A 20935-nucleotide genomic window follows, 5' to 3' on the forward strand; every position below is an offset into this window, starting at 1 on the left:
TTTCCGGCTGAACCTGAAAATTATAACTATGGGTATTTCAATTGCAGTACTGGTCATTGTTCTCCTTATCGGGATATGGGCAGTGAGCCTGTATAACAAGCTGGTGAGTAAAAGAACGCTTGTAAAAGAAGCCTGGAGCGGCATTGACGTGAGCCTCAAAAAGAGGTATGATCTGTTGCCCAACCTGGTAGAAACGGTGAAAGGATATGCTGCACATGAAAAAAGCACCCTGGAAGAAGTGACCCGTTACCGTACAGCTTCCATGAATGCAGGCTCTACCACAGAAAAAGCACAGGCAGAAAGCGGACTCACCCGGGCACTGGGCTCCCTGTTCGCGGTAGCAGAAAATTATCCTGACCTGAAGGCCAGTGAGAATTTCAGGCAACTGCAGGCAGAACTGGCAGATATAGAGAATAACCTGGAATCTGCGCGCCGTTATTACAATGGCACTGTAAGGGAGAATAATATCCTCGTGGAAAGTTTCCCTTCCAACATTGTTGCCGGTATGTTCAAATTTGAGAAAAGTGAATTCTTTGAAATAGAAGATAGCAGCCATCGGGAAAGACCAGTTGTTTCTTTCCAATAACCCGTTTATGAAGAAAGTATTATTATTCCTGGCAATGTTCTTTGCCACTTTTCCTGTGTGGGCACAGGAAGCAGAAAGCATTCAATCCTTCCATGCAGCCATCGTTATAGACAGATCCGGCCTCATCACGATCACGGAGCATATTAAAGTATATGCTGCAGGCGATCAGATAAAGAAAGGCATCTTCAGAACGATCCCCGTTTACCGGCAGGATATTTACGGCCATAAAAAGCGGATAGACATCACCGTTAAAGAAGTAACAAAGAATGGCCAGCAGGAACCGTTCGTTACCATGGAAGAAGGAGAAAACACGAAGATCAGGATCGGGGATGCGGATGTAGACCTGGAACCGGGGGTATATGAATATACTATCCAGTATGAAACAATGGGGCACATCGGGTTCTTTGAGGACTTTGATGAACTCTACTGGAATGTAACGGGGAACGACTGGAACCTGCCTATCATCAAGGCTTCTGCATCTGTAGAGCTGCCTGATGGCGCCAGTATCAAACGCACCGCCTGTTATACCGGGCCTTCAGGCTCTAAAGAAACGAACTGCTCGGTGCAGGATACCCACTTTTCCTGTAACCGGGAATTAAATCCGGGAGATGGCTTCACCATTGCGGTGGCCTTTCCCATAGGGTTCATAAAAAGGCCTCCACCACCTTCATTCGGTGAGCGGGTGCTGGACTTCCTCAATAACTTTAAAGAAATACCCTTACTGGCCATCCTGTTCGGTTTCTTCTACTATACCTGGCGCAAATATGGAATGGACCCGGTAAAACCTGTAGTAGTGCCCACATTTGAACCACCGGATGGGCTCTCTCCTGCTGCGATTGCTTATTTATACACCCGGCAATCCGGGAATAAATCATTTACGGCAGCGCTCGTGCATATGGCCGTAAAAAAAGTGATCCGCATCAAGGAAGATTCTGGTGATTATGTGATTGAAAAAGGTCCAACCACCCCTACGGTGCTGCCCAAAGAAGAGCAGGATATCTACGAGGAATTACTACGCAATAAAGAGCGGATCAATGTAGATGATAAGAACCATGCGAAATTTTCTGCCGCGCGCAGAGCCTTTAACAGTTCCATTGTAAGTCAGTTTGATATTAAATCCTATTACCGGCCTAATATCAAACTCATGCTGTATGGCGGCCTGATGCTGCTGGGCGTCCTGTTGTTGTACCTGCTCCTCACTAATGGAACGGAGGCTTTACCTATTCTTTTCATGGTACCCTTCCTGGCTGCAGGCAGCGGTTTATTTTTTGCAGGATTGAGAATGCTGAAAGATGGTTGTGGTGCTTATGCATTCCTTTTAGGCGGTGGATTATTCTTAATCATTCCACTGATCGCCCTGGGACATTTCCTGAAAGGATTTTCTATATTATCGCTGGTATTCCTTGGTCTCATCATAGTAGGTTACGTTGTATACATCTACCTGATCAAAGCCCCCACTCCTTTGGGTGCAGAGAAATCAGCTGCCATAGAAGGCTTTAAGATGTATTTGGAAACCGCTGAAGAGCAACGGCTGGATATGCTTACTCCGCCGGAAAGAACACCGGAATTGTTTGAAAGGTTATTGCCTTATGCCATTGCATTGGAACTTGAAAATGCCTGGGGAGATAAATTCAAGGATGTATTGGAGCAGGCGAATTATTCTCCGGAATGGTATTCGGGAGAACCGCTTAATTACAATCGTTTCCCTAATCATTTTGTTTCTTCTGTGTCGGCTGCGCAGATAGATCCTACACCTCCTGCCAGCAGTAGTTCCGGGAGCAGCAGTAGTAGCAGTGGTTCTTCCAGCTGGAGTTCCGGAAGTAGTAGCAGCGGATCATCCGGTGGCGGTGGTGGTGGTGGAGGTGGCGGTGGCTGGTAAAGCATGCCTACGTAAATAACCCGAAAGCAAACTGCCACACTTCATAAAACGAAAGGCCCCCGGTGATCCGGGAGCCTTTTTCCATTTTAATTGACTATTGATTCACGAATACATTTTCCTGTAAAACTTCGCGCCTTCTGTAGCCAGTTCATCCGCGCTATTGGCCAGTGGCCGCCATATGCAGGCGGCTTTGGCAAGGGCAGCGGAGGGCGCTCCGAATGTTTCCAGAACGATAGCGCCTTCATACCCGATCTCCACTAACGCTTCTTTGATGCCTGGCCAGTCCAGATGCCCGGTTCCCGGCGTGCCACGATCACTTTCGTTACCCTGGATATGGCAGAGCAATGCTTTACCTATCTTCCGGATGGCAGCCGGTATATTCTTTTCTTCAATATTCGCATGAAAGGTATCCAGCAGTATTTGCAGATGCGGGCTATCTACTTCTTTCACCAGTTCCAGCGCCTGATCTACGGTATTGATCATATCCGTTTCAAAGCGGTTGAGTGGTTCCAGTCCTATCACCACGCCGTGATCTGCGGCCACTTTGACTGATTCTTTTAAGCCATTGATGCACCATTCCCGTTCCTGTTTTTTTTGCTCCGGGGACACGATCCTTGTTTTACCAACGGCAGAATAAACAGGCCCTCCAAATACGGGGCTGCCTACTTTTGCAGCAATGGTAACACAATTGGCAATGTACCGGAGCCCCTGGTAACGGATACGGGAATCTGTGCTGGATATATCCCTGTCCTCTCCAAACGCGCCGCTGATAGTGATCTTCAGATCAAGATCACGCGCCCTGCTGATCAATTCATTCCAATCTATTATAGCCGCATCTTCCACCGCTACTTCAATGATATCATACCCTGCTGTTTTGATCTTTTGCAGGAGATGAAAAGAAGCGGTAGAAAATGGGGATACCCAGATAAAAGTACTTGCGCCAAACTGCATGGAACTATTTTTCAAAATCAGGAATATTGATACGTTTTCCATTGTTCATGGCAGACTCATGTGCGCAGATACCCGCACAGGTGTAATTCGCCGCAATGTGTGCATCTACGGCAGAATCCCTGCCCTCCACGATCGCAGCAAGGAACTCCTGTACCAGGTGCGGATGTGATCCGCCATGGCCGGCGCCCTGTAAGAAGGATACGTGATTGGGATCATCTATTTTCTCACGTTTGGTGAAGCTGGCTATTTCCGGGATCAGCAAAGCATCCGTATCCGGTACATCTATCCTGCGGGCATTTTCACCACCATCAAATATTATGTGTTCTTCATCCTGCAATTGTTCCCACTCGAAAGACATCTTAGTGCCGTATACATCATAGCTTTCGCGATACTGGCGCACTACATCAAAGAGAGAACGGGTGGCTTCTGCTACCACATCTGAATTCTTCAAAGTAAAGGTGGCCGTTTCTACCGCAAAAGGAGCATTGTATCTTTTAGCGAGATCATCGCTCAGCCTGCCGGAGCCATGGCATACCACGGTCTCAGCTTTTGTGTTGTTGATGCGCAGCAAAGGAGAAATAGCATGTGTGCCATTGAGCATCGGCGGAAATCCTTTCCAGTATTCATCCCATCCTTCCATGCTCATATCCTGGATATGTGAACCGCGTACAAACTGGATACGGCCCAGCTGGCCTGTTTCTGCGAGGTTCAGTCCGTACAGGAACTCACGGGTGTACAAAGCGGTTTCCATCATCATGTACACTTTGTTTGCCTTTCTTTTGGCTGCTACAATGGCGGCACAATCTTCTACCGTCATGGCCATGGGAATGGTGCAGGCGGTATGTTTGCCGGCGTTGAGGGAAGCCAGTGTCATCTTTGCATGTTCCGGAACAGGTGTTACAATGTGAATGGCATCTACATCTTCCCGTTTCGGCACATCTTCATAGTTCGTAAATAACAAATCTTCATCGAGGTTAAATTTAGCCTTCAGTTCATCCAGCGTTTTACGGTTACGGGTACAAATGCCCACTCTTTTAATGGCAGGATGACGCTGATAGATGGGTATAAATTCCTTTCCAAAGCCCATGCCTACGATAACTACAGTGATCTGTTTCATTGCAATGCTGATTTATTATTAAAGATTATTTTTTTGCTGCCCACTTAACGGCGTTCCTTAAAATGGTTTGGTACACCGGCAATTCATGTGATTCTGCATCATGCCCTAAAGCAAAACCTACGATGCGTGCTTTGGGGTGATTCACTACGAATAAGGAAGGAAATACTTTGCCTTCTGCATCCGGTGCTGTGGAAGCCAGTACTTTTATACCAGGACCAGCAGGGTCTGGTGTGTAATAGTACAGTTCGTCTTTCAGTGTGAATTTCTTAACGGCGCCTTTTGTTACAGGATGTTTTGCATCTTTTATATTCACTGTGAAATCTCCGTACTTAGCATGCCCGCGGCTGCCACCACTCACGAGTTTAAAGTTGTACATCGGCCAATCTTTCCAGTTATACCAGATAGCGGCATGTGCAAGGATCAATCCTTTTCCTGCGTTCACAAAATCAAAGATGCCCTGCCGTAGTAAAGTATCTTTCAGGGGCTGATTGTTGCAGAGGAAAAGCACATCAATGTTTTTCAACTGTGGCAGGATCTCATCTGGATCACTGGTGTACTGTACGGTGGCCAGTCCACCCCGTTCCAGTGTGGCGGCATCTGCCTCTTTATACCAGCGGTCATAATCATGAGAGCTTCCTCCGCCTACTATTAATACGCGGATCTGTGCAAAGGAGGCACTGCTTAAGAGCAGTAATAATGTAACGAGTTTCAATAGTTTCATAAAAGAGGGTATTTTATTTAGTTACGACCATAATTCCATTCATGCCTCTCCAATGCCCCGGGAACGTACAAACGAAAGGATATTCTCCCGGCGTTTTGGGTGCAATGAATTTCAGGCTCACGGTTTCTCCGGGATTTAACAACCGGGTAGCATGCAATACCTGCGGCACTTTGGGTACATACTGCATTTGAGAAGCTTTGGGATCTCTTACCATGGCATCCGCCGCAGCGCCTACAACAGGCAGGGTACCGGGCTTAATGATGAGCAGGTTATGCTGCATGCCATCCGGGTTCTCCAGGCGGATGGTAACATTCTGCCCTGCTTTCACGGAAAAACGTTTTTTATCATACTGCATAATATCCTTCACTACTTTCAGGTCTATCACCACAGAAGGAACTGCGGCAGCGGCACCGTCATTGCCTGAACCATTTAAGGACAGTGATACATCACGAAGATCTCCCCTTAACCTGTTGCTGGCATATACTGCTACTCTTTGTTGTTCCTGCATATCTTCTCCTGTACGCAGTGCTACAGTGAGAGGCGCGGTGAACAGACCAGGGGCTTTGCCGGTAGCGGCTACGGCATCGTTGATGAAAATACGTATCTGCCCTGTTTTTAACAGTTGTGCAGTTATTTCCATTTTGTCAGGAAGGGGTTCGGTAGTAGTTGCCTGGTAAGCAACCCCTTTCTGATTCACGACCATTGTCAGTTTATCTTTGGAAACGAACAGCGCGTAGCCATTTGTTTTATCACCCTGCACTACCAAAGGCCCTTCCAGTTCACGGTTCTCTCTTTTATTAAGCAATGCTTTAATGGTGATCTCTTTGGCGGTAACATCCAGCGCTAAAGAAGACACACCACGGTCCAGCTGGTAAGTGGCCTGTTGTAACGCTTTGATATAAGGAGAAGCGGGATCTGCTACCGCCAGGAATCCTTTTTCATGGGTGATCACAGCAGCAAACAATGCACGGGCCAGCCAGGGATCTTTCCCGTTCTGCGTGCTTTGTGAAGCTTTGTATAACAGGGCACCGATCTGCGAAGAAGCAGGATAATCTGCCAGGGCGCGGAATGCGGCAAGTCTTGTTTGCAGGTTACGATCATTGAGCACACCACTTTGTGTAATAGCAGGAATACTTTTGCTGTTGCGTGGCATTACTTCCAACGCTGCTTTTCGCACCCCTGCAGCAGGATGTTTGAGGGCTTTGGTCACTACCAGCAAAGAAGCTGCATTGAGTTCTCCCAAACCCTGCAATGTCCATAATGCATGCACGGCAGGACTGTTCAGCCCTACTGCATCCACCTTCGGATCATTGATGATTTTATACAATGCGGGGATCGCACTTTTTGCCTGGGATTCCACCAGCAGGCGTTGTGCGTGCATCCGCCAGAACATGTTATCATTAGACAAAGCGGCTACGAGCCCTGGTACATCCAACGTGGATAATTGCAGAGGTTTGTAAGGCTTCGCGTCTTTATGTACAATACGGTAGATCCTTCCATGTACGGAATCACGGAGTTTGCTTTCAAAAGCATTCCCTTTACCATGCGGCTGATCCGTAAAAGGCAATACCATTTCACTGGGCGCCTGTTCTTTTACGAACACATTGTGCTGGATGATGAAGTTGTACCAGTCTGCAATCCATACAGCGCCATCAGGCCCCACCTGTGCCTGTACAGGCGCAAACCATTCATCAGAACTGGCCAGCAGGTTCCATCCGTCTTTTTCTTTAAACCCTGCGCCATCCGGTTCCATGATGGCCTGGTGCACGAGGCGTACGGTTGGCTCACATACAAAGGCAATACGGTTCCAGTATTCTTTCGGGAAATTACGGGCCGTGTACAGGTGATGACCTGTAGCGGAAGTAAATCCTCCTACTACATCCACCTGCCGGAGGTTGGGTGTCATGGCATGCACATCGTAGTGCCCGTCTATTTTCTGAACGGGATCTACGGTTGGCTGCCCGGGTACACTGCGTGTCATATGCCAGAGCGGGAGTGAATAATATGCGCTGTGGGTATTATTGGCAGTGGAAATAAATACGTTATTGTCTTCAGAGATGCCAAGACCCCAGGTATTATTGGAAGTGCGGCCCAGGAATTCAAAGTCTGTTCCGTCAGATCTGAAATGATATACACCTTGTCCGAACCGCTGTGGTTTGCCATCAATAGTACCATTGAAGCCGGAGTAACCTACCACGCCCCAGATCTTGTTATCAAAACCATACTGGAGGTTGGATGGTCCGGAATGCGTATCCTGTTTAGCCCAGCCGGTGAACATCACCCTGCGCACATCTGCTTTATCATCTCCGTTCGTATCCTTCAGGAACAGGAAGTTGGGAGCCATTGCCAGGATCACGCCGCCATTGGCAAAGGTGATGCTGGTAGGGATGTTCAGGCTATCTGCGAATACGGTGAACTTGTCTGCTTTACCGTCACCATCTGTATCTTCGCAGATCTTGATGCGGTCATTGGCCACACTGTCCACTTCCGTAAATGCATTGGGATAATCTACCGTTTCCACGATCCACAGGCGGCCTCTTTCATCCCATGCCATCGCAATGGGTTTGGTGATGTCCGGCTCCTGTGCAAAGAGCTGGATCTCAAAACCCAGGGGTATTTGTGTGAGTTTATTAGACTGCTTTGGTTGCAGGGCTTCCTGCATTTTAGGCACGAGGTATCTTTTGGTATAATCCGCAATCGTATCCGACTGGTAGATATCCACGTCCGGGATATTAGCGGCCAGGATCTTTTGTTTTACCGCATCTCCCAGCGTCCAGAGGATACTGTCCCGCATATTGTTGAGAAATGCGTTTGTTTTCCAGGCGCTTTCATCTGTTCCTTTGGTGGTGCGGAACACGCGGCCTTTGTAACTCTTTCCTGTTACATCCAGTAACACCAGGCCTTTGCCATTCTCCACGAAAGTTTTTACTTTTTGTTCCTGTGCGGGGGTTAATGCCGCATTGATGATCACGCCATCGTACTGTTCCAGGTTATCCAGGTTTTCTGCATAGGTGAGATTGATGCCACTCTTAAACAATTTCGTGGCCAGCCATGATGCATGCCGGGTTTTATCTCCTTTGCCAAAAAACAACACCTCTGCCCTTCTTCCTTCGTCCTGTGAGTCTTGTGAGAAAGCACATAACAATCCTGTGATCAATAAAACTATTACCTTCTTCATGGTCTTTTATTTTACTTATTTACCGGCCCACGTTCATTTTACCGCGGTTAATGATTTGATCAATGCGGTTTCCGCAGGCTTATAGGGAGTACCATCCTGGCGGAAGATATCGTGGAACCAAACGGGAGGTTCGCTGCCATCTTTGATGGGTGTGTTCCATGCATAGATGGTATTGGATTTACCGGCTACGAGCCCCCAGTTGACAGCAATGATCTTTCTCTTTTTGAGTTCAGGAAGGATCGTCTCGAAGCGGCTGTCGTTAGTTCTGGCCATGTATTCCGTACAGATCATCGGCAGGCCTCTTGGTACCAATACAGAATCTATGAAGGCAAAATGTTTTTTATCGTTCTGGTAATCATGATAAGTGATCACGTCTGAATTGTCTAACTGATATTGGCTTAGTTCTTTCAAGCTGAGTTTCCAGACGCCTACAGAGAGTGGCTGATCTGGTCTTACCGCCCATCCCCAGCTGAATACTTTTTGCAGCAGGGGCATGCTGTTATTACCGTGTTTTGAATTACCGGGTTCATTGTATAAGTCCCACAGTAAAATGCGTTTGTCACTTTTGAAGGTGGTGAGTACATCTTTCACGTAGGCTTCCAGCAAAGCGTGATCTACGGTTACTACACCGGGGTCCTGTACCCAGCCGGAATTGTGGATACCCGGTTTAGGTGCGGGTTGTGTGCCGGCTTTGTAGGTGTCGTTCCAGCAATCATCAAAGAATACGAAGATGGTTTTGATCTTGTGTTTGTCCGCAATAGCCAGGTATTGTTTCATGCGGTCTTTGAATCCTTCTTTATCAATTTCCCAGGCAAGATGATGCAGGTACACCCGCATATAGGTCATACCGATACCTGCTGCATAACCAAGGTCCCGGTTAATAGTTGCGGGATCGAAAGTTTCCTTCTGCCACATTTCCAGCTGATTGATAGCCGTAGCGGGTAAGAAGTCCGCGCCTGCGCCCCAGGCTACTTTACTGTACCATGCATTTGCCTTTTCCTTTGTCCATTTTTGTGCGGAGGCTTGTAATCCAACCAGCAATACCGCTAATACCAAAAGCATTTTTTTCATTCGTTCCGTCTTTTATAGTGATAAGGGGGCTGAAAAAGCTCAGCCCTCCTCTTTTGTTATAGCGTCAGCTTTACAACAGGTGAAAAGATCATGTCTTCTACACCAGCTATTTTCAGGCCTATGCGTGCAAAAATGTAATTCTGTGCAGGTATGATGGTGGGTACCACAACAGATAAGGCTACATTATTTGGATCAACAATATCTGCTCCTAACCTTCTTGTTGAAACTAAGTTATAGCTGCTATTGCCGGATACAAAAGCTGTTTTATTGAGATAGATGTTCACGTGTTCTATGTTTTTTGCATTAGCGTCTGTTATCACTTTTTCCAATTTGAAAGTAGCGTTAACATTGTTGCCTGCCGCCGTGATCTGCGGCGTTCTGATCATATAATACGGTGTTACTTCCAGATCAAGTTGCTGGCTGCCGTTCATGGTTACCGTAATGGAATCGGGTGCACCGCCGGGTGTTTTTTTCCAAAGGAAGGGGCCCTGACCGGCGGGGATAATTAGTTTGTAAGTTCCGTTAAACAAAAGCACGGAGTAAGTGCCTTCCTGTGTAAAGGAAGTATTACTCACAGGGCCTGTTTTACCAAAACCAAACTGGAAGAGGTTGTAAGGTACCTGGTTAAATTCCACATTGATGGGCTCTCCCTGGTATACGAGCTTCCCGCTTAATTGAGCGGTTGGAGGATCGTAGTTATCTTTTTCGCAGGCGCATAGAAAAAGAGAAAAACTGAGTATGGCTATGATGATTTTCATGATGTTACTTTTTGCGGTTTAATCCTGGTTTGGCTGTCTAACGATCTTGGGATTGTTAGCAAGGATGTCGTTGTTGATGTTGGAATAATAATTACCAAAGCGGAAACGGTTAGCACCGGTGACCAGTGGTGATTTGAGTATCCTGTACAGCCATTTGCCGTGATTGGGATCTCCTGGCTTGTGCAGCTTGTAGGACCATAAAGCCCAGGGCTGTGTATTCCTTGTTGCAGCTGTACCGATATTTGCCAGCAGGTCTGCCTGAGACATCGGTTGGCCGTCCCAAATTGTGTGTGCTTTTCTCCAGCGTTTATTATCATACAATACATGTCCTTCAAAGCAAAGCTCTGCGCGGCGTTCATGCATGATCCTTGCAAGGGTTATATTGCCTGCAACCAGCGGCACTATGAGGCCTGCACGTTCACGCACCTGGTTCATATAACCGGCGGCAACACCTGTTTGCCCAAGTTCAAAGGCGGCTTCCGCAGCATTCAGCAATACTTCCGCAAAACGATAACGGATGAAGGGTACTTCACTGCTGGTACCGCGGGAACCTGAACCAGCTGCCGGATCGAGATACTTGCGGATATAGAAACCGGATTGAGCTGTAAATTCCATACCATTGATAGGCCCGTCATAACCTACTACCTGTACAGCCGTTGCGGTGCCTGGCAGTGTTTTAAACTGACCACGCTGATCTCCGGAAATAATGCTTCCGTCTCCCAACAGGTAACCGGCCCAGATATCCACCGTTCTTCCTTTAAAGGCAGTGCCAGGTAACAGAACAGTTCCTGCAAGACGGGCATCCCGTCCTGCAAAAAGATCAGGCTGATTGGTATAATAGATAGGATTACCTCCGCCATCAGCGATAGGCAATGGTGCAAATGAATTGTCCAGTCTCTCGAAAGAGTGTACCAGGTTCAGAGATGGATTGGTACGACCACCTTCCTCTTCTTCTGCACCGAACCTTGGCTGGTTAGCGATGGTAAATGCATGCACCTTTCCGCTTTTCAGCTTAAAGTCTTCAATAAATATTGATTCCGGGTTACTGCCTTTATCGTAAAAGATAGATGCAAAATTCTCTGCCAGATCAGGTTTCTTTTTGTACAGTGCATAAGCGCCGGCAGTACCACCTATCAGCTCCTGTGCAGCCGCCAATGCTTTAGTATAGTATGCATTAGCCTGTGCTGCGGGAATACCTACTTCTCCACCCGGCAAACTTACCTGCGGCGTATTCACACCATACTTTGCGATGGAACCTGCATATAATGCAGCACGCGTGAGCATGGCCAGCGCCGCACCTCTTGATGCCCTGGATTTTTGATTTACGTCAGCCGGCAGATCCATTTTAATAGCCTCTGCCTCAGCGATCACAAAGTCGTACATCGCTGCTTCCGTGGCCCGCGGGTTTTGAAGATAGGTAGGATCTCCCTTGAAATCGTATTGCAGGGATTCCAGGATCAAAGGCACTCCACCCATGCGCTTCACCATTTCGAAATAATAGTTTGCACGCAGGAAACGGGCTTCAGCGAGGAACCGTTTTTTATTGTCTTCAGATAAGGCTTTGGCGGCAGTACATCTTTCAATAAAAAGGTTCAGGTGGCGGATGTACCCATAATCCCAGGTACCCCAGTCACCATATCCCCAATCTGTGCGCTGCACCGGGCCGGGCGCTCCGCCGGTGGAGGGAAATGCTTCTCCAAAATCAGCCATGGTTTCCCAGGTTTTAATGGTAGCAATATCCACCTGGCGGTTATACAGGTTAGCCAATATAGAAAGCACCTGCCCCGGGTCTGAAAAAGCCTGGTCATTGGTGAGGATAGACGTTGGCAGTACATTCAGAAATTCACTTTCCTTTTTGCAACCGCCGGAACCTAACAGGGCGGCGGAGAGTATCGTTACGGATAATATCTTTCTCATGATAATAGTAATAAGTTTTCGTTAAAAGGACAGGTTCACGCCGAAGTTGATCACTTTGTTCTGCGGATATTGCAGACCATTTGTTTCATTCACCTCCGGATCGATGTCAAATTCCTTCACATTGTCAAATGAGAACAGGTTGAATGTGTTCAGATAGAAACGTGCTCTTTGCATCTTTGCGCGGTTCACCAGTGAAACAGGTATAGTGTATCCCAGTTCAATTGTCCTTGCTCTGAAGTAGGTGATATTATGCCCCCAGAAAGAAGACGGACGGGTGTTGCTGTGACCGCCTTCATTATAACGGGTAGCAGGATATTTACCCGGTATCCAGGCACTGTTGCGGTCATAAGGATCTGCACGGTGCCAGCGGTCTAAAAAGATCTTGCTCACGTTACCGTCATTCTGGAACGGATTCTTCAATTCATTTTCCTGGAACCATGTGTATTGGGTAGCACCGGAGAAATCTGCAGTAAAGTCAAATCCTCTCCAGGTGGCGCCAAACTGAAAACCAATGCTGATATTTGGTTGAGAACCTGTAGCCCATCCAATAGGGCGGCGGTCGTTATCCGTGATCCTGCCATCGCCGTCCGTATCTTTAAAGATCAGATCTCCAGGCAACAATGTTCTGTTACCCTGCCCGTCTATATTTACAGGATAGTTATTGATCTGTTCCTGGGAAGTGAACTGACCGATATTTTCAAACGCGAATACATAACCACGTAAGCGATTAATATCTGAATTGAAGTATTGATCTACAGAGTTGAAGAAAACACGTCTGTAAGCAGTGAGGAACCTTCCACGGGAGTAACCAACGTTACCACCTAACCTGTACTTGAATTCGCCTGCATCTCCGTTATATCCCAGGGAAAACTCATGCCCGAAACGTGCATCGCTGTTGAGGTTTTCGTTGGGCAGGCCATAGCCGATCTCTGAGGGTATCAGTACATCTATTTTTACATCACGCAATCCTGTACGTTTCCTGTAGAAGTAGTCATAAGAACCGGACAGTTTGCCTTCGAACAGGCTGAAATCAAACCCCACGTCGAACATAGAGCTTTTCAGCCAGGTGATATTGGTAATAGGCGCTCCCCTGTCTTCAGACCCGATCACAGGTACACCATCCAGTATGGCTATTCCTGCATTGTAATTGTATCCTTCCACATAAGAAAAAGCAGCCAACCCCAGGGCATCCCCATCATCTCCCAGGATACCATATGAACCCCGGATCTTAAAGTCGGACAACACCTTGTTATTACCCAGCAGATTCTTCATAAAAGGTTCTTCCGTGATCCTCCAACCGGCAGACACACTGGGGAAGTATCCTATGCGGTGGTCTGGCGGAAAGAGATAAGAAGCATCCCTGCGCATGATCCCTTCCAGGAAATATTTATTGTCGTAAGCATAGTTTATCCTTCCGGCAATACCTGTTCTGGCCTGCCTGCTATCTATATCATCATATCGGTCTGATGTGGCAAAATAGATCAGCGGCAATACATTGGTGGTAGGCACCGCATGGATCCAGTTCTCCAGGTTCTGGCTCTGAAGGCGTTCGGACACGATCATGGCAGAAATACCATGTTTCCCGAAAGTCCTGTCGTAAGACAGTTTTATCTGGGAGGTCTGATTGATCACCTTCCGCTGTCTCCGCTCCCTCCATGGGTTGATACTGCCCCCCGTTCTTGTATACTTCTGATCGGCAGGGTTATAGGTATACGTATCATAAGTGTACTCGTGGTTGTTCAATAACTGATCAGCCAGGTAGTAGGAATACAATCCCGTGAGCTTAAGGCCCTTTATGCCGGGTATATCCCATTCTCCATCCAGGTTGATCTGCATTACACGCCAGTCTTCCTTGTACTTACCGGCATACTTGGTATTGAGATAGCCCCAGTTGGTTTCGTTGTGTTTAATGTCGTTGAGATATTGTGGATTATCGTTGGCAAAAGGTCTTTCCAGGGGCGTGTTACGGATAATGGCAAAACGTGCCTGCCAGTAGTCGTCCACCTGCGGCACACCGGGGTTCTCCCTTGTTTCTATCCGGCCATTGATGTTAGCGCCTACCCTCAGGCCGTTCGCTACTTTCGCAGACACATTGGATTGAATGTTGGTCCTGGTGAATTTATATTCCCTCCCTAATACAGAATTCTGAAAAGTACGGGTAGCAGAAACGTAGTAGGTCACATTTTCTGTTCCACCTGTGAAGTTCAGGTTATATACATTCAGGGGTGCATTTCCCTGTACGATATAATCCCTCCAGTTGAAGCTCTGATAACCATACTCTGTTCCGGCTTTGTATTTTTCCAGTTCGGCTGGTGTGATATTGGTAGTAATAGGATTACCAGGATTACCACCAGGAAGGATTGGTACAACGCGGTTCATTTCCGCTTCCGCTCTGAGGCTCATATAATCATATGAATTTTTCAGCGGATTAATAAAGCGGGTCCAGTTCTGCAAACCAGTGCTGGCATCCAGGTTAATGGTGCTACGCGCTCCGGCACGTCCTCTTTTTGTTTGCACCACTACTACCCCGTTTGCTGCCCGCACCCCGTAAATGGCTGCTGCCGCATCTTTCAGGAAAGAGATACTTTCAATATCCTGAGATGCAATGTTATTGAACTGACCAGCATCCTGCTGTACACCATCAATAACATACAAAGGATTACCCAGGTTACGGATCTGTATGTTGGCAGATGCACCGGGGCGGCCGTCTGGCATGCGGAAAGATACACCGGGCACTTTACCTGCCAGTGTAGCACTCGTGGTAGAACCTCCCTTTACATTTCCAATGTCCGCTGCGGAGATAGTGGAAATGGCATTGGTGAGTGACTTTCTCTTAGTGGCGCCATAGCCCACAATTACCACGTCTGTAAGATCAGTGGCAGATGTGTACAGGATAACGGGAATGGTTGTTCTTTCCCCGATCGCTATTTCCTGTTGCTTAAATCCCACCATCGTGATAACCAATACCGCATTGGCTTTCACGCTTAGGGTAAAATGCCCGTCCGGCGTTGATAATGTGCCGTTCCTTGTTCCTTTTTCGTACACTGTTACGTTAGGTAGTCCTGCTCCTGTACTATCTTTCACGGTGCCTGAAACTTTAACAGGCCCTGACTGTGAAAAGACGGGAGCGGAAAACATCATCAGCAGCAATAATATACTGCCTGACAATGCATGGTGAAGAAGCTTGTGTGTAGTGTTGTTCATAAGTGAATCTGATTTTGGGTGATTAGTGGAAGACATAGCTATCCAGTTAAGCCGTTCGTGGTAACGCTCATCAAATAGTCAGAATAAAACAAAGGGAGTTATTTTCAATCCCTCATGACGTGGATATCGATTTTGGATCCTGGTTTATGTATATCAGTTCATTAACGTCTATCAAAGAAATAAAAATCATTTCAGAACCATTCGCCGATTTATTTCATTTTTTAGCCAAAACGTAACATTATTGTGCGCAACAGATTATATTTGAGGCAGTGCATAAATCAACCACGTTGAAATTCAAATACCTGTTACTTCTCTTTGCCGCTCTCTTTACTAACGTCTATAGTAAAGCCCAGCAATACTACTTCAGGCATTACCAGGTAGAGAACGGGCTCTCTCACAATACGGTGTTCTCTGTATTGCAGGATCGTCAGGGCTTTTTATGGATGGGTACAAAGGATGGCCTGAACCGCTTTGACGGCCATGTGTGGAAGGTATTCCGGCATATTGCAGAGGATTCTACCAGCCTGCCCGGCAACTTCGTGTACGCGCTGCATGAAGACAACAAAGGCCAGATGTGGGTGGTAAATAACAGGGGATTGCATAAGTATAACGCAGCCACGGAAAGCTTTACCAGCAGCAGGGGAACATTCCCGGAGCAGATACGGAACCTGCACACTGATACGCGTGGCAACATATGGTACATCAGTGAAGGCAAATTATATATGTATGATCACCTGCATGATACTACTTTAATGTATTCCCCTAAGGCTGACCTTAACTATGTGAATAACATGCACGTTTCTGCCGGCAACCTGGTGTGGATGAGTTTTTATAATGGATGCCTTAAGAAATTTGATCCTGCTACCGGCGAGCTGAACAGTTATGATGTTTACTGGCACTCTCCTAAAACAACTACAAAAGCCATTAATGTAATACGGGCTACAACTGATGACAGATTATTAATAGGTACTGCTTCCCAGGGAATAAAATTAATGAACATACACACCGGGGAGTATGAGGATATTGTTACCTACAATCCTAATAATGTAGGTGTTTATGTACGGGATATCATTCATAACAAAGACAGTGAATACTGGATTGCTACTGAATCCGGCATCTATATTTACGACCTGGCCACAAAAAAGATCACCAACCTCCGCAAGCAATACAACAATCCTTATTCCCTTACAGACAATGCGGTGTATTGCCTGCGCCGGGACCAGGAAGGAGGCATATGGGCCGGTACTTACTTTGGCGGTGTTAATTATTACCCGAAGCAATACACTTATTTTCAGAAATACTTCCCTGATAATAGTGACCAGACCATCAGTGGCAACGCCGTCCGCGAGATCTGTGAGGATAAATACGGCAACCTGTGGGTAGGTACGGAAGATAACGGCGTAAGTAAAATGGAACTCTCCACCGGTAAGATCACACATTATAAACCCGGAAAGATCTCTCATACAAATGTACATGGCTTACTCGCCATCGAAAATGAATTGTGGGTAGGCACCTGGGACAATGGCCTGGATGTAATTGACATTCCCACCGGCAAACTGATCAACCACTTCGATGCAGGTCCCAATACCTTCACCAATATGTTCGTTGTGGTTATTTTCAGGACCAGTACCGGCGATATACTGGTAGGCACAGGCAATGACCTCGTGAAATACAACCGGGCCAGTAATACATTTACCAAAGTGGAGGAAGTGCCCTATAGCAATAAGCGCAGTATTGCAGAAGATAAGGAAGGCAATATCTGGGTGGGCACTTCAGACAAAGGATTGTATTATTATAATCCACGCACGGGAAAAAAGGGTTCGTACAACTATGACGAAAAAGATTCTACCAGCCTTATCAGCAACAGCATTAACAATGTGCTGGTAGATAAAGACCAGAACATCTGGGCCGGCACGGAAGGTGAAGGCGCCTGCAGGCTCAACCGGAAAACACAAACATTTACCCGTTATACCACGCGGGATGGTTTACCCAGCAATTATATCTTCAGGATATTACAGGACAATAGCGGGAAGATGTGGATCACTACTTCCAGGGGATTAGCCTGCATGGACCCTGTGACCAAAGAGATCAAAGTATTCACGAGCATCAACGGCATCCTGAATGACCAGTTCAACTACAGCTCCGGTTACAAGGATAAGAACGGTAAAATGTATATAGGCAGTGTGAAAGGAATGATCAGCTTTAACCCGGACGAGTTCATCAAAGACACGTTTGTGGCACCGGTCTATATCACCGGTTTCAACATCAAGAACAAAGCCACTACACTGGAAGATAAAAAGGCCATCCTGTTCACTAAAAAGATCGTGCTGCCGCATGACCAAAGTTCCTTCAGCATAGATTTTGCCGCGCTCAGTTTCACAGCGCCGGAAACCATTTCCTATGCTTATAAAATGGATGGGCTGGATAAGGAATGGACGCACCTGGAAACCAACCGGATCGTTTATTTTACAGACCTTAAGCCGGGAAAATACCGGTTCACCGTAACCACTACGGATAACAACAACAAACTGGGAGAACATCCGGCCACACTGGAAATAGAGGTCCAGCCACCGTTCTGGGCCACCTCCTGGGCTTACCTGTTATATGCCTTACTGTTTATTTCAGGCTGTTATTATTTCATCAACCGTTATCATCACCGCCAGAATTTAAAACATAAACGCAAACTGGAAGAATTACAGCACAAAAAGGAAAAAGAACTTTACCAGGCTAAAGTTGATTTCCTCACGAATGTGGCGCATGAGATCAATACGCCCTTAACACTCATCAAAGGGCCGCTGGAACAGGTGATAGAAAATCCGGAAGAGATCATTGCCAACAGGAACCATCTGCAGATCATGGAAAGGAATACCAACCGGCTGGTGCAACTCACCAACCAGCTGCTGGATTTCCGGCAAACAGAGTCCACCGGCTTCCGGTTACATTTCTCCCGCATGAATATAACGGAGCTGTTGCAGGACACTTATGAAAACTTTAAGATCCCTGCCGCACAGAAAAAGCTGGTATACCAGCTTACCGTGCCGGATCAACCCGTATTTGCTTATGCGGATGAGGAAGGCCTCAACAAGATCTTCAGCAACCTTTTCAGCAATGCCATCAAGTATGCAGATAAACTGGTGAAGATACAGCTGAAGGATACGGAAAAAGGGATGATCACACTGGAGGTGAGCAATGACGGCAACCTGATCCCTGATGAGATGAAAGAAAAGATCTTTGCACCATTTGTACGGCTGGAAAATAATGAGAAGCAAAAAGGAACAGGGATCGGATTATCCATTTGCCGCTCTCTCACTACGCTGCATAAAGGAGAACTGTATGTTGCTGAGCGGAACAATGGATTGAACACCTTTGTACTGGCCATTCCGGGCCTAACTGAAAACCTCTAAAGACATCATATGCAACCCGTGATTTTATTAGTTGACGACAATGAAGAGATCATAGAATTCGTTTCTTCCATTTTACAGGCAGAGTATGTTATCCTTTCTGCGGAAAATGGAGAGGAGGCTATTACCATGTTGCATAATGAAATGGTGGACCTGGTGATCAGTGATGTAATGATGCCGGTGATGGATGGTTTTGAGCTTTGTAAACGCATCAAAACCACTTTTGAGATCAGTCATATACCTGTGATCCTCCTCACGGCTAAAAACACCCTGCAATCGAAAATAGAGGGGTTGGAAACGGGGGCAGATGCTTATATTGAAAAGCCCTTCTCCCCTGCTTACCTCAAAGTGCAGATAGCCAACCTCCTCGCCAACCGGCATAAGATCCGGCAATACTTTGCCAATACGCCGCTGGTGCATATTAATACCATTGCCCATACACGGGAGGATGAGGCTTTCCTCGAAAAGATCTACAATTGCATCCTGGAAGAAATAGAGAACACGGAGCTGGATGTGGACCATCTCTGCAAATATGTGAACATGAGCAGGATCAGCCTGTACAGGAAGATCAAAGCGATATCTGACCTCACACCGCATGAACTGATCAATATTACGCGATTGAAAAAGGCAGCAGAGTTATTATCTACACAGCAATATAAGATCTATGAGGTGGCGATGATGACGGGGTATAAATCACAAACGCATTTTGGGAAGAATTTCATCAAGCAGTTTGGGGTGAGTCCGAGTCAGTATGTGGTGCAGAAGAAATGAAACGTGGTAAAATATAAATCCCCGTCACCAGCGATGACGGGGATTTTTTTATTTAAAAGTATTAATGATGAAGGGCTCTTTTTATTTAAAAGTATCAACGATGACGGAGCTCTTTTTATTTAAAAGCACCAATGATGACGGGGAGTCCCATTAAAACTGGTAGATCACCGTATTAATATTCATACCTGCCCCAACGGAAGCAATGATCACTTTATCTCCGGGATTGAGCTGCTGGTGTTCCATCTTGCCTTTCTGAATAAGGTCCAGCAAGGTAGGAATGGTGGCTACGGAACTGTTGCCTAACCAGGAAATGGTCATGGGCATCAGGTATTCCAGCACCGTGTCTATGCCATACAGCTTGAGCACACGTTCCAGGATGGCAGCATCCATTTTATCGTTAGCCTGGTGAATAAGCACTTTATTGATCTCTGAAATATGCATACCTGCTTTATCCAATGCTGATTTGATCACCAATGGCACGTATGTTAAAGCGAATTCATACAGCTTGCGGCCGTTCATCTTCAGGAAGATGTCCTTGCTGTCTGCACTTGCCGGATCGTAAGCACGGTCCATATTCAGCAGCAGCGCATGGTCTATGGCGTGTGTTTGTGTTTTGTGCGAGATGATACCTGCAGTACCTTCTGTAGAAGCGGCAAGGATGGTGGCACCCGCACCGTCCGCATAGAGCATGGAATCCCTGTCCTGCATATCGATCACGCGGGACAAAGTTTCTGTACCTATAACAAGGCAGTATTTTGCGTCTCCTGAGCGGATGTAATAGTTCGCCTGGATCACGCCTTCCACCCAGCCGGGACAACCGAAAGGCAGGTCGTACGCCACGCAATCCGGGTTGGCTATCTGTAGTTTCTGCTTGATGCGGGAAGCCAGCGAAGGAACAATATCCGTATGGTTACTGCCTGCTGCCACATCTCCGAAATTATGGGCTACAATGATATAGTCCAATAATTCCTTATCTATACCTGAACTGTCCAACGCATCTTTAGCTGCCAGGAAGCCAAGATCTGAGGCTTTCTGGTCAGGGTTGGCATACCGTCTTTCTTCTATTCCGGTGATCTCTTTGAATTTCTCAATGATCTTAGCATTATCCTTTACAATCGTGCTGCCATCTTTATCCAAAAACTTTGTGTGCAGGAAATTCTCATTCGGAATTCTGTTTTCCGGAATATAACTACCTGTTGCTGCAAACACTGCTTTTATACTATCGTGCATCTCTTTTACGTATCTGTGTTATTTCATAACCACAAAAAGGTATCCAATTTTTCGGTAATTAAGAAATAAACTGTGAGAATAGACGACAATATGGGCAATTATTATAACATTACATTGTTTTCGCAGCTTTTTTTGCGATCAGAATTTTGAA

The 20935-nt window shown here is 46.6% G+C and carries 13 protein-coding genes; 4 read left to right on the top strand and 9 right to left on the bottom strand.

The window, feature by feature from the left end:
• The first annotated feature begins 28 nt into the window (after positions 1–28).
• Together GFS24_RS06185 and GFS24_RS06190 are read left to right on the top strand one after the other, a co-directional pair.
• On the top strand, positions 29–586 hold the full coding sequence (locus GFS24_RS06185; RefSeq protein WP_153658708.1) for a LemA family protein: 558 nt from the start codon (positions 29–31) through the stop codon (positions 584–586).
• Between the two features lie 7 nt (positions 587–593).
• Positions 594–2465: a DUF2207 domain-containing protein gene (locus GFS24_RS06190; RefSeq protein ID WP_153658709.1), complete on the top strand. Its 1872-nt coding sequence runs from the start codon at positions 594–596 to the stop codon at positions 2463–2465.
• 102 nt (positions 2466–2567) lie between these two features.
• On the opposite strand, the gene GFS24_RS06195 is transcribed toward GFS24_RS06190, so the two are convergent.
• From GFS24_RS06195 to GFS24_RS06230, 8 genes are read right to left on the bottom strand one after another with little or no spacing between them, the layout of a single operon-like run.
• A complete protein-coding gene (locus tag GFS24_RS06195) occupies positions 2568–3431 on the bottom strand; it encodes a sugar phosphate isomerase/epimerase (protein WP_216647364.1) in 864 nt (287 codons plus the stop codon).
• Positions 3421–4533 carry a Gfo/Idh/MocA family protein gene (locus tag GFS24_RS06200; protein ID WP_153658710.1) on the bottom strand — a complete coding sequence of 371 codons (1113 nt, stop codon included), beginning with the start codon at positions 4531–4533 and terminating at the stop codon, positions 3421–3423. Before GFS24_RS06200 ends, GFS24_RS06195 begins: the two co-directional genes overlap by 11 nt.
• Before the next feature lie 25 nt (positions 4534–4558).
• Entirely contained in the window at positions 4559–5254 is a 696-nt protein-coding gene (locus GFS24_RS06205; protein ID WP_153658711.1) for a ThuA domain-containing protein, read from the bottom strand.
• A 13-nt stretch (positions 5255–5267) separates the two neighbouring features.
• A complete protein-coding gene (locus GFS24_RS06210; protein ID WP_153658712.1) occupies positions 5268–8432 on the bottom strand; it encodes a PVC-type heme-binding CxxCH protein in 3165 nt (1054 codons plus the stop codon).
• A gap of 33 nt (positions 8433–8465) precedes the next feature.
• Entirely contained in the window at positions 8466–9503 is a 1038-nt protein-coding gene (locus GFS24_RS06215) for a 1,4-beta-xylanase (protein ID WP_153658713.1), read from the bottom strand.
• 56 nt (positions 9504–9559) lie between these two features.
• The gene (locus tag GFS24_RS06220) at positions 9560–10261 is read right to left on the bottom strand and encodes a DUF3823 domain-containing protein (RefSeq protein ID WP_153658714.1); all 702 of its coding nucleotides are present in this window, start codon (positions 10259–10261) and stop codon (positions 9560–9562) included.
• Positions 10262–10279: 18 nt separating this feature from the next.
• Positions 10280–12178: a RagB/SusD family nutrient uptake outer membrane protein gene (locus tag GFS24_RS06225; protein WP_153658715.1), complete on the bottom strand. Its 1899-nt coding sequence runs from the start codon at positions 12176–12178 to the stop codon at positions 10280–10282.
• Between the two features lie 21 nt (positions 12179–12199).
• Positions 12200–15382, bottom strand: coding sequence for a SusC/RagA family TonB-linked outer membrane protein (locus GFS24_RS06230; RefSeq protein WP_153658716.1), 3183 nt, complete (start codon positions 15380–15382; stop codon positions 12200–12202).
• A 269-nt stretch (positions 15383–15651) separates the two neighbouring features.
• Between GFS24_RS06230 and GFS24_RS06235 the strand changes: the two genes are divergently transcribed.
• A complete protein-coding gene (locus GFS24_RS06235; RefSeq protein WP_173002986.1) occupies positions 15652–18786 on the top strand; it encodes a sensor histidine kinase in 3135 nt (1044 codons plus the stop codon).
• A gap of 9 nt (positions 18787–18795) precedes the next feature.
• Positions 18796–19554 (top strand): response regulator, encoded by a 759-nt coding sequence (locus GFS24_RS06240; protein ID WP_153658718.1) that lies wholly within the window; start codon positions 18796–18798, stop codon positions 19552–19554.
• A 150-nt stretch (positions 19555–19704) separates the two neighbouring features.
• Here GFS24_RS06240 and GFS24_RS06245 read toward each other — a convergent pair whose 3' ends face one another.
• Entirely contained in the window at positions 19705–20784 is a 1080-nt protein-coding gene (locus tag GFS24_RS06245; RefSeq protein ID WP_153658719.1) for a 3-oxoacyl-ACP synthase III family protein, read from the bottom strand.
• Positions 20785–20935 lie beyond the last annotated feature (151 nt).

Origin of the sequence: Chitinophaga sp. SYP-B3965 (assembly GCF_009647655.1) — a bacterium.
Classification (GTDB): domain Bacteria; phylum Bacteroidota; class Bacteroidia; order Chitinophagales; family Chitinophagaceae; genus Chitinophaga.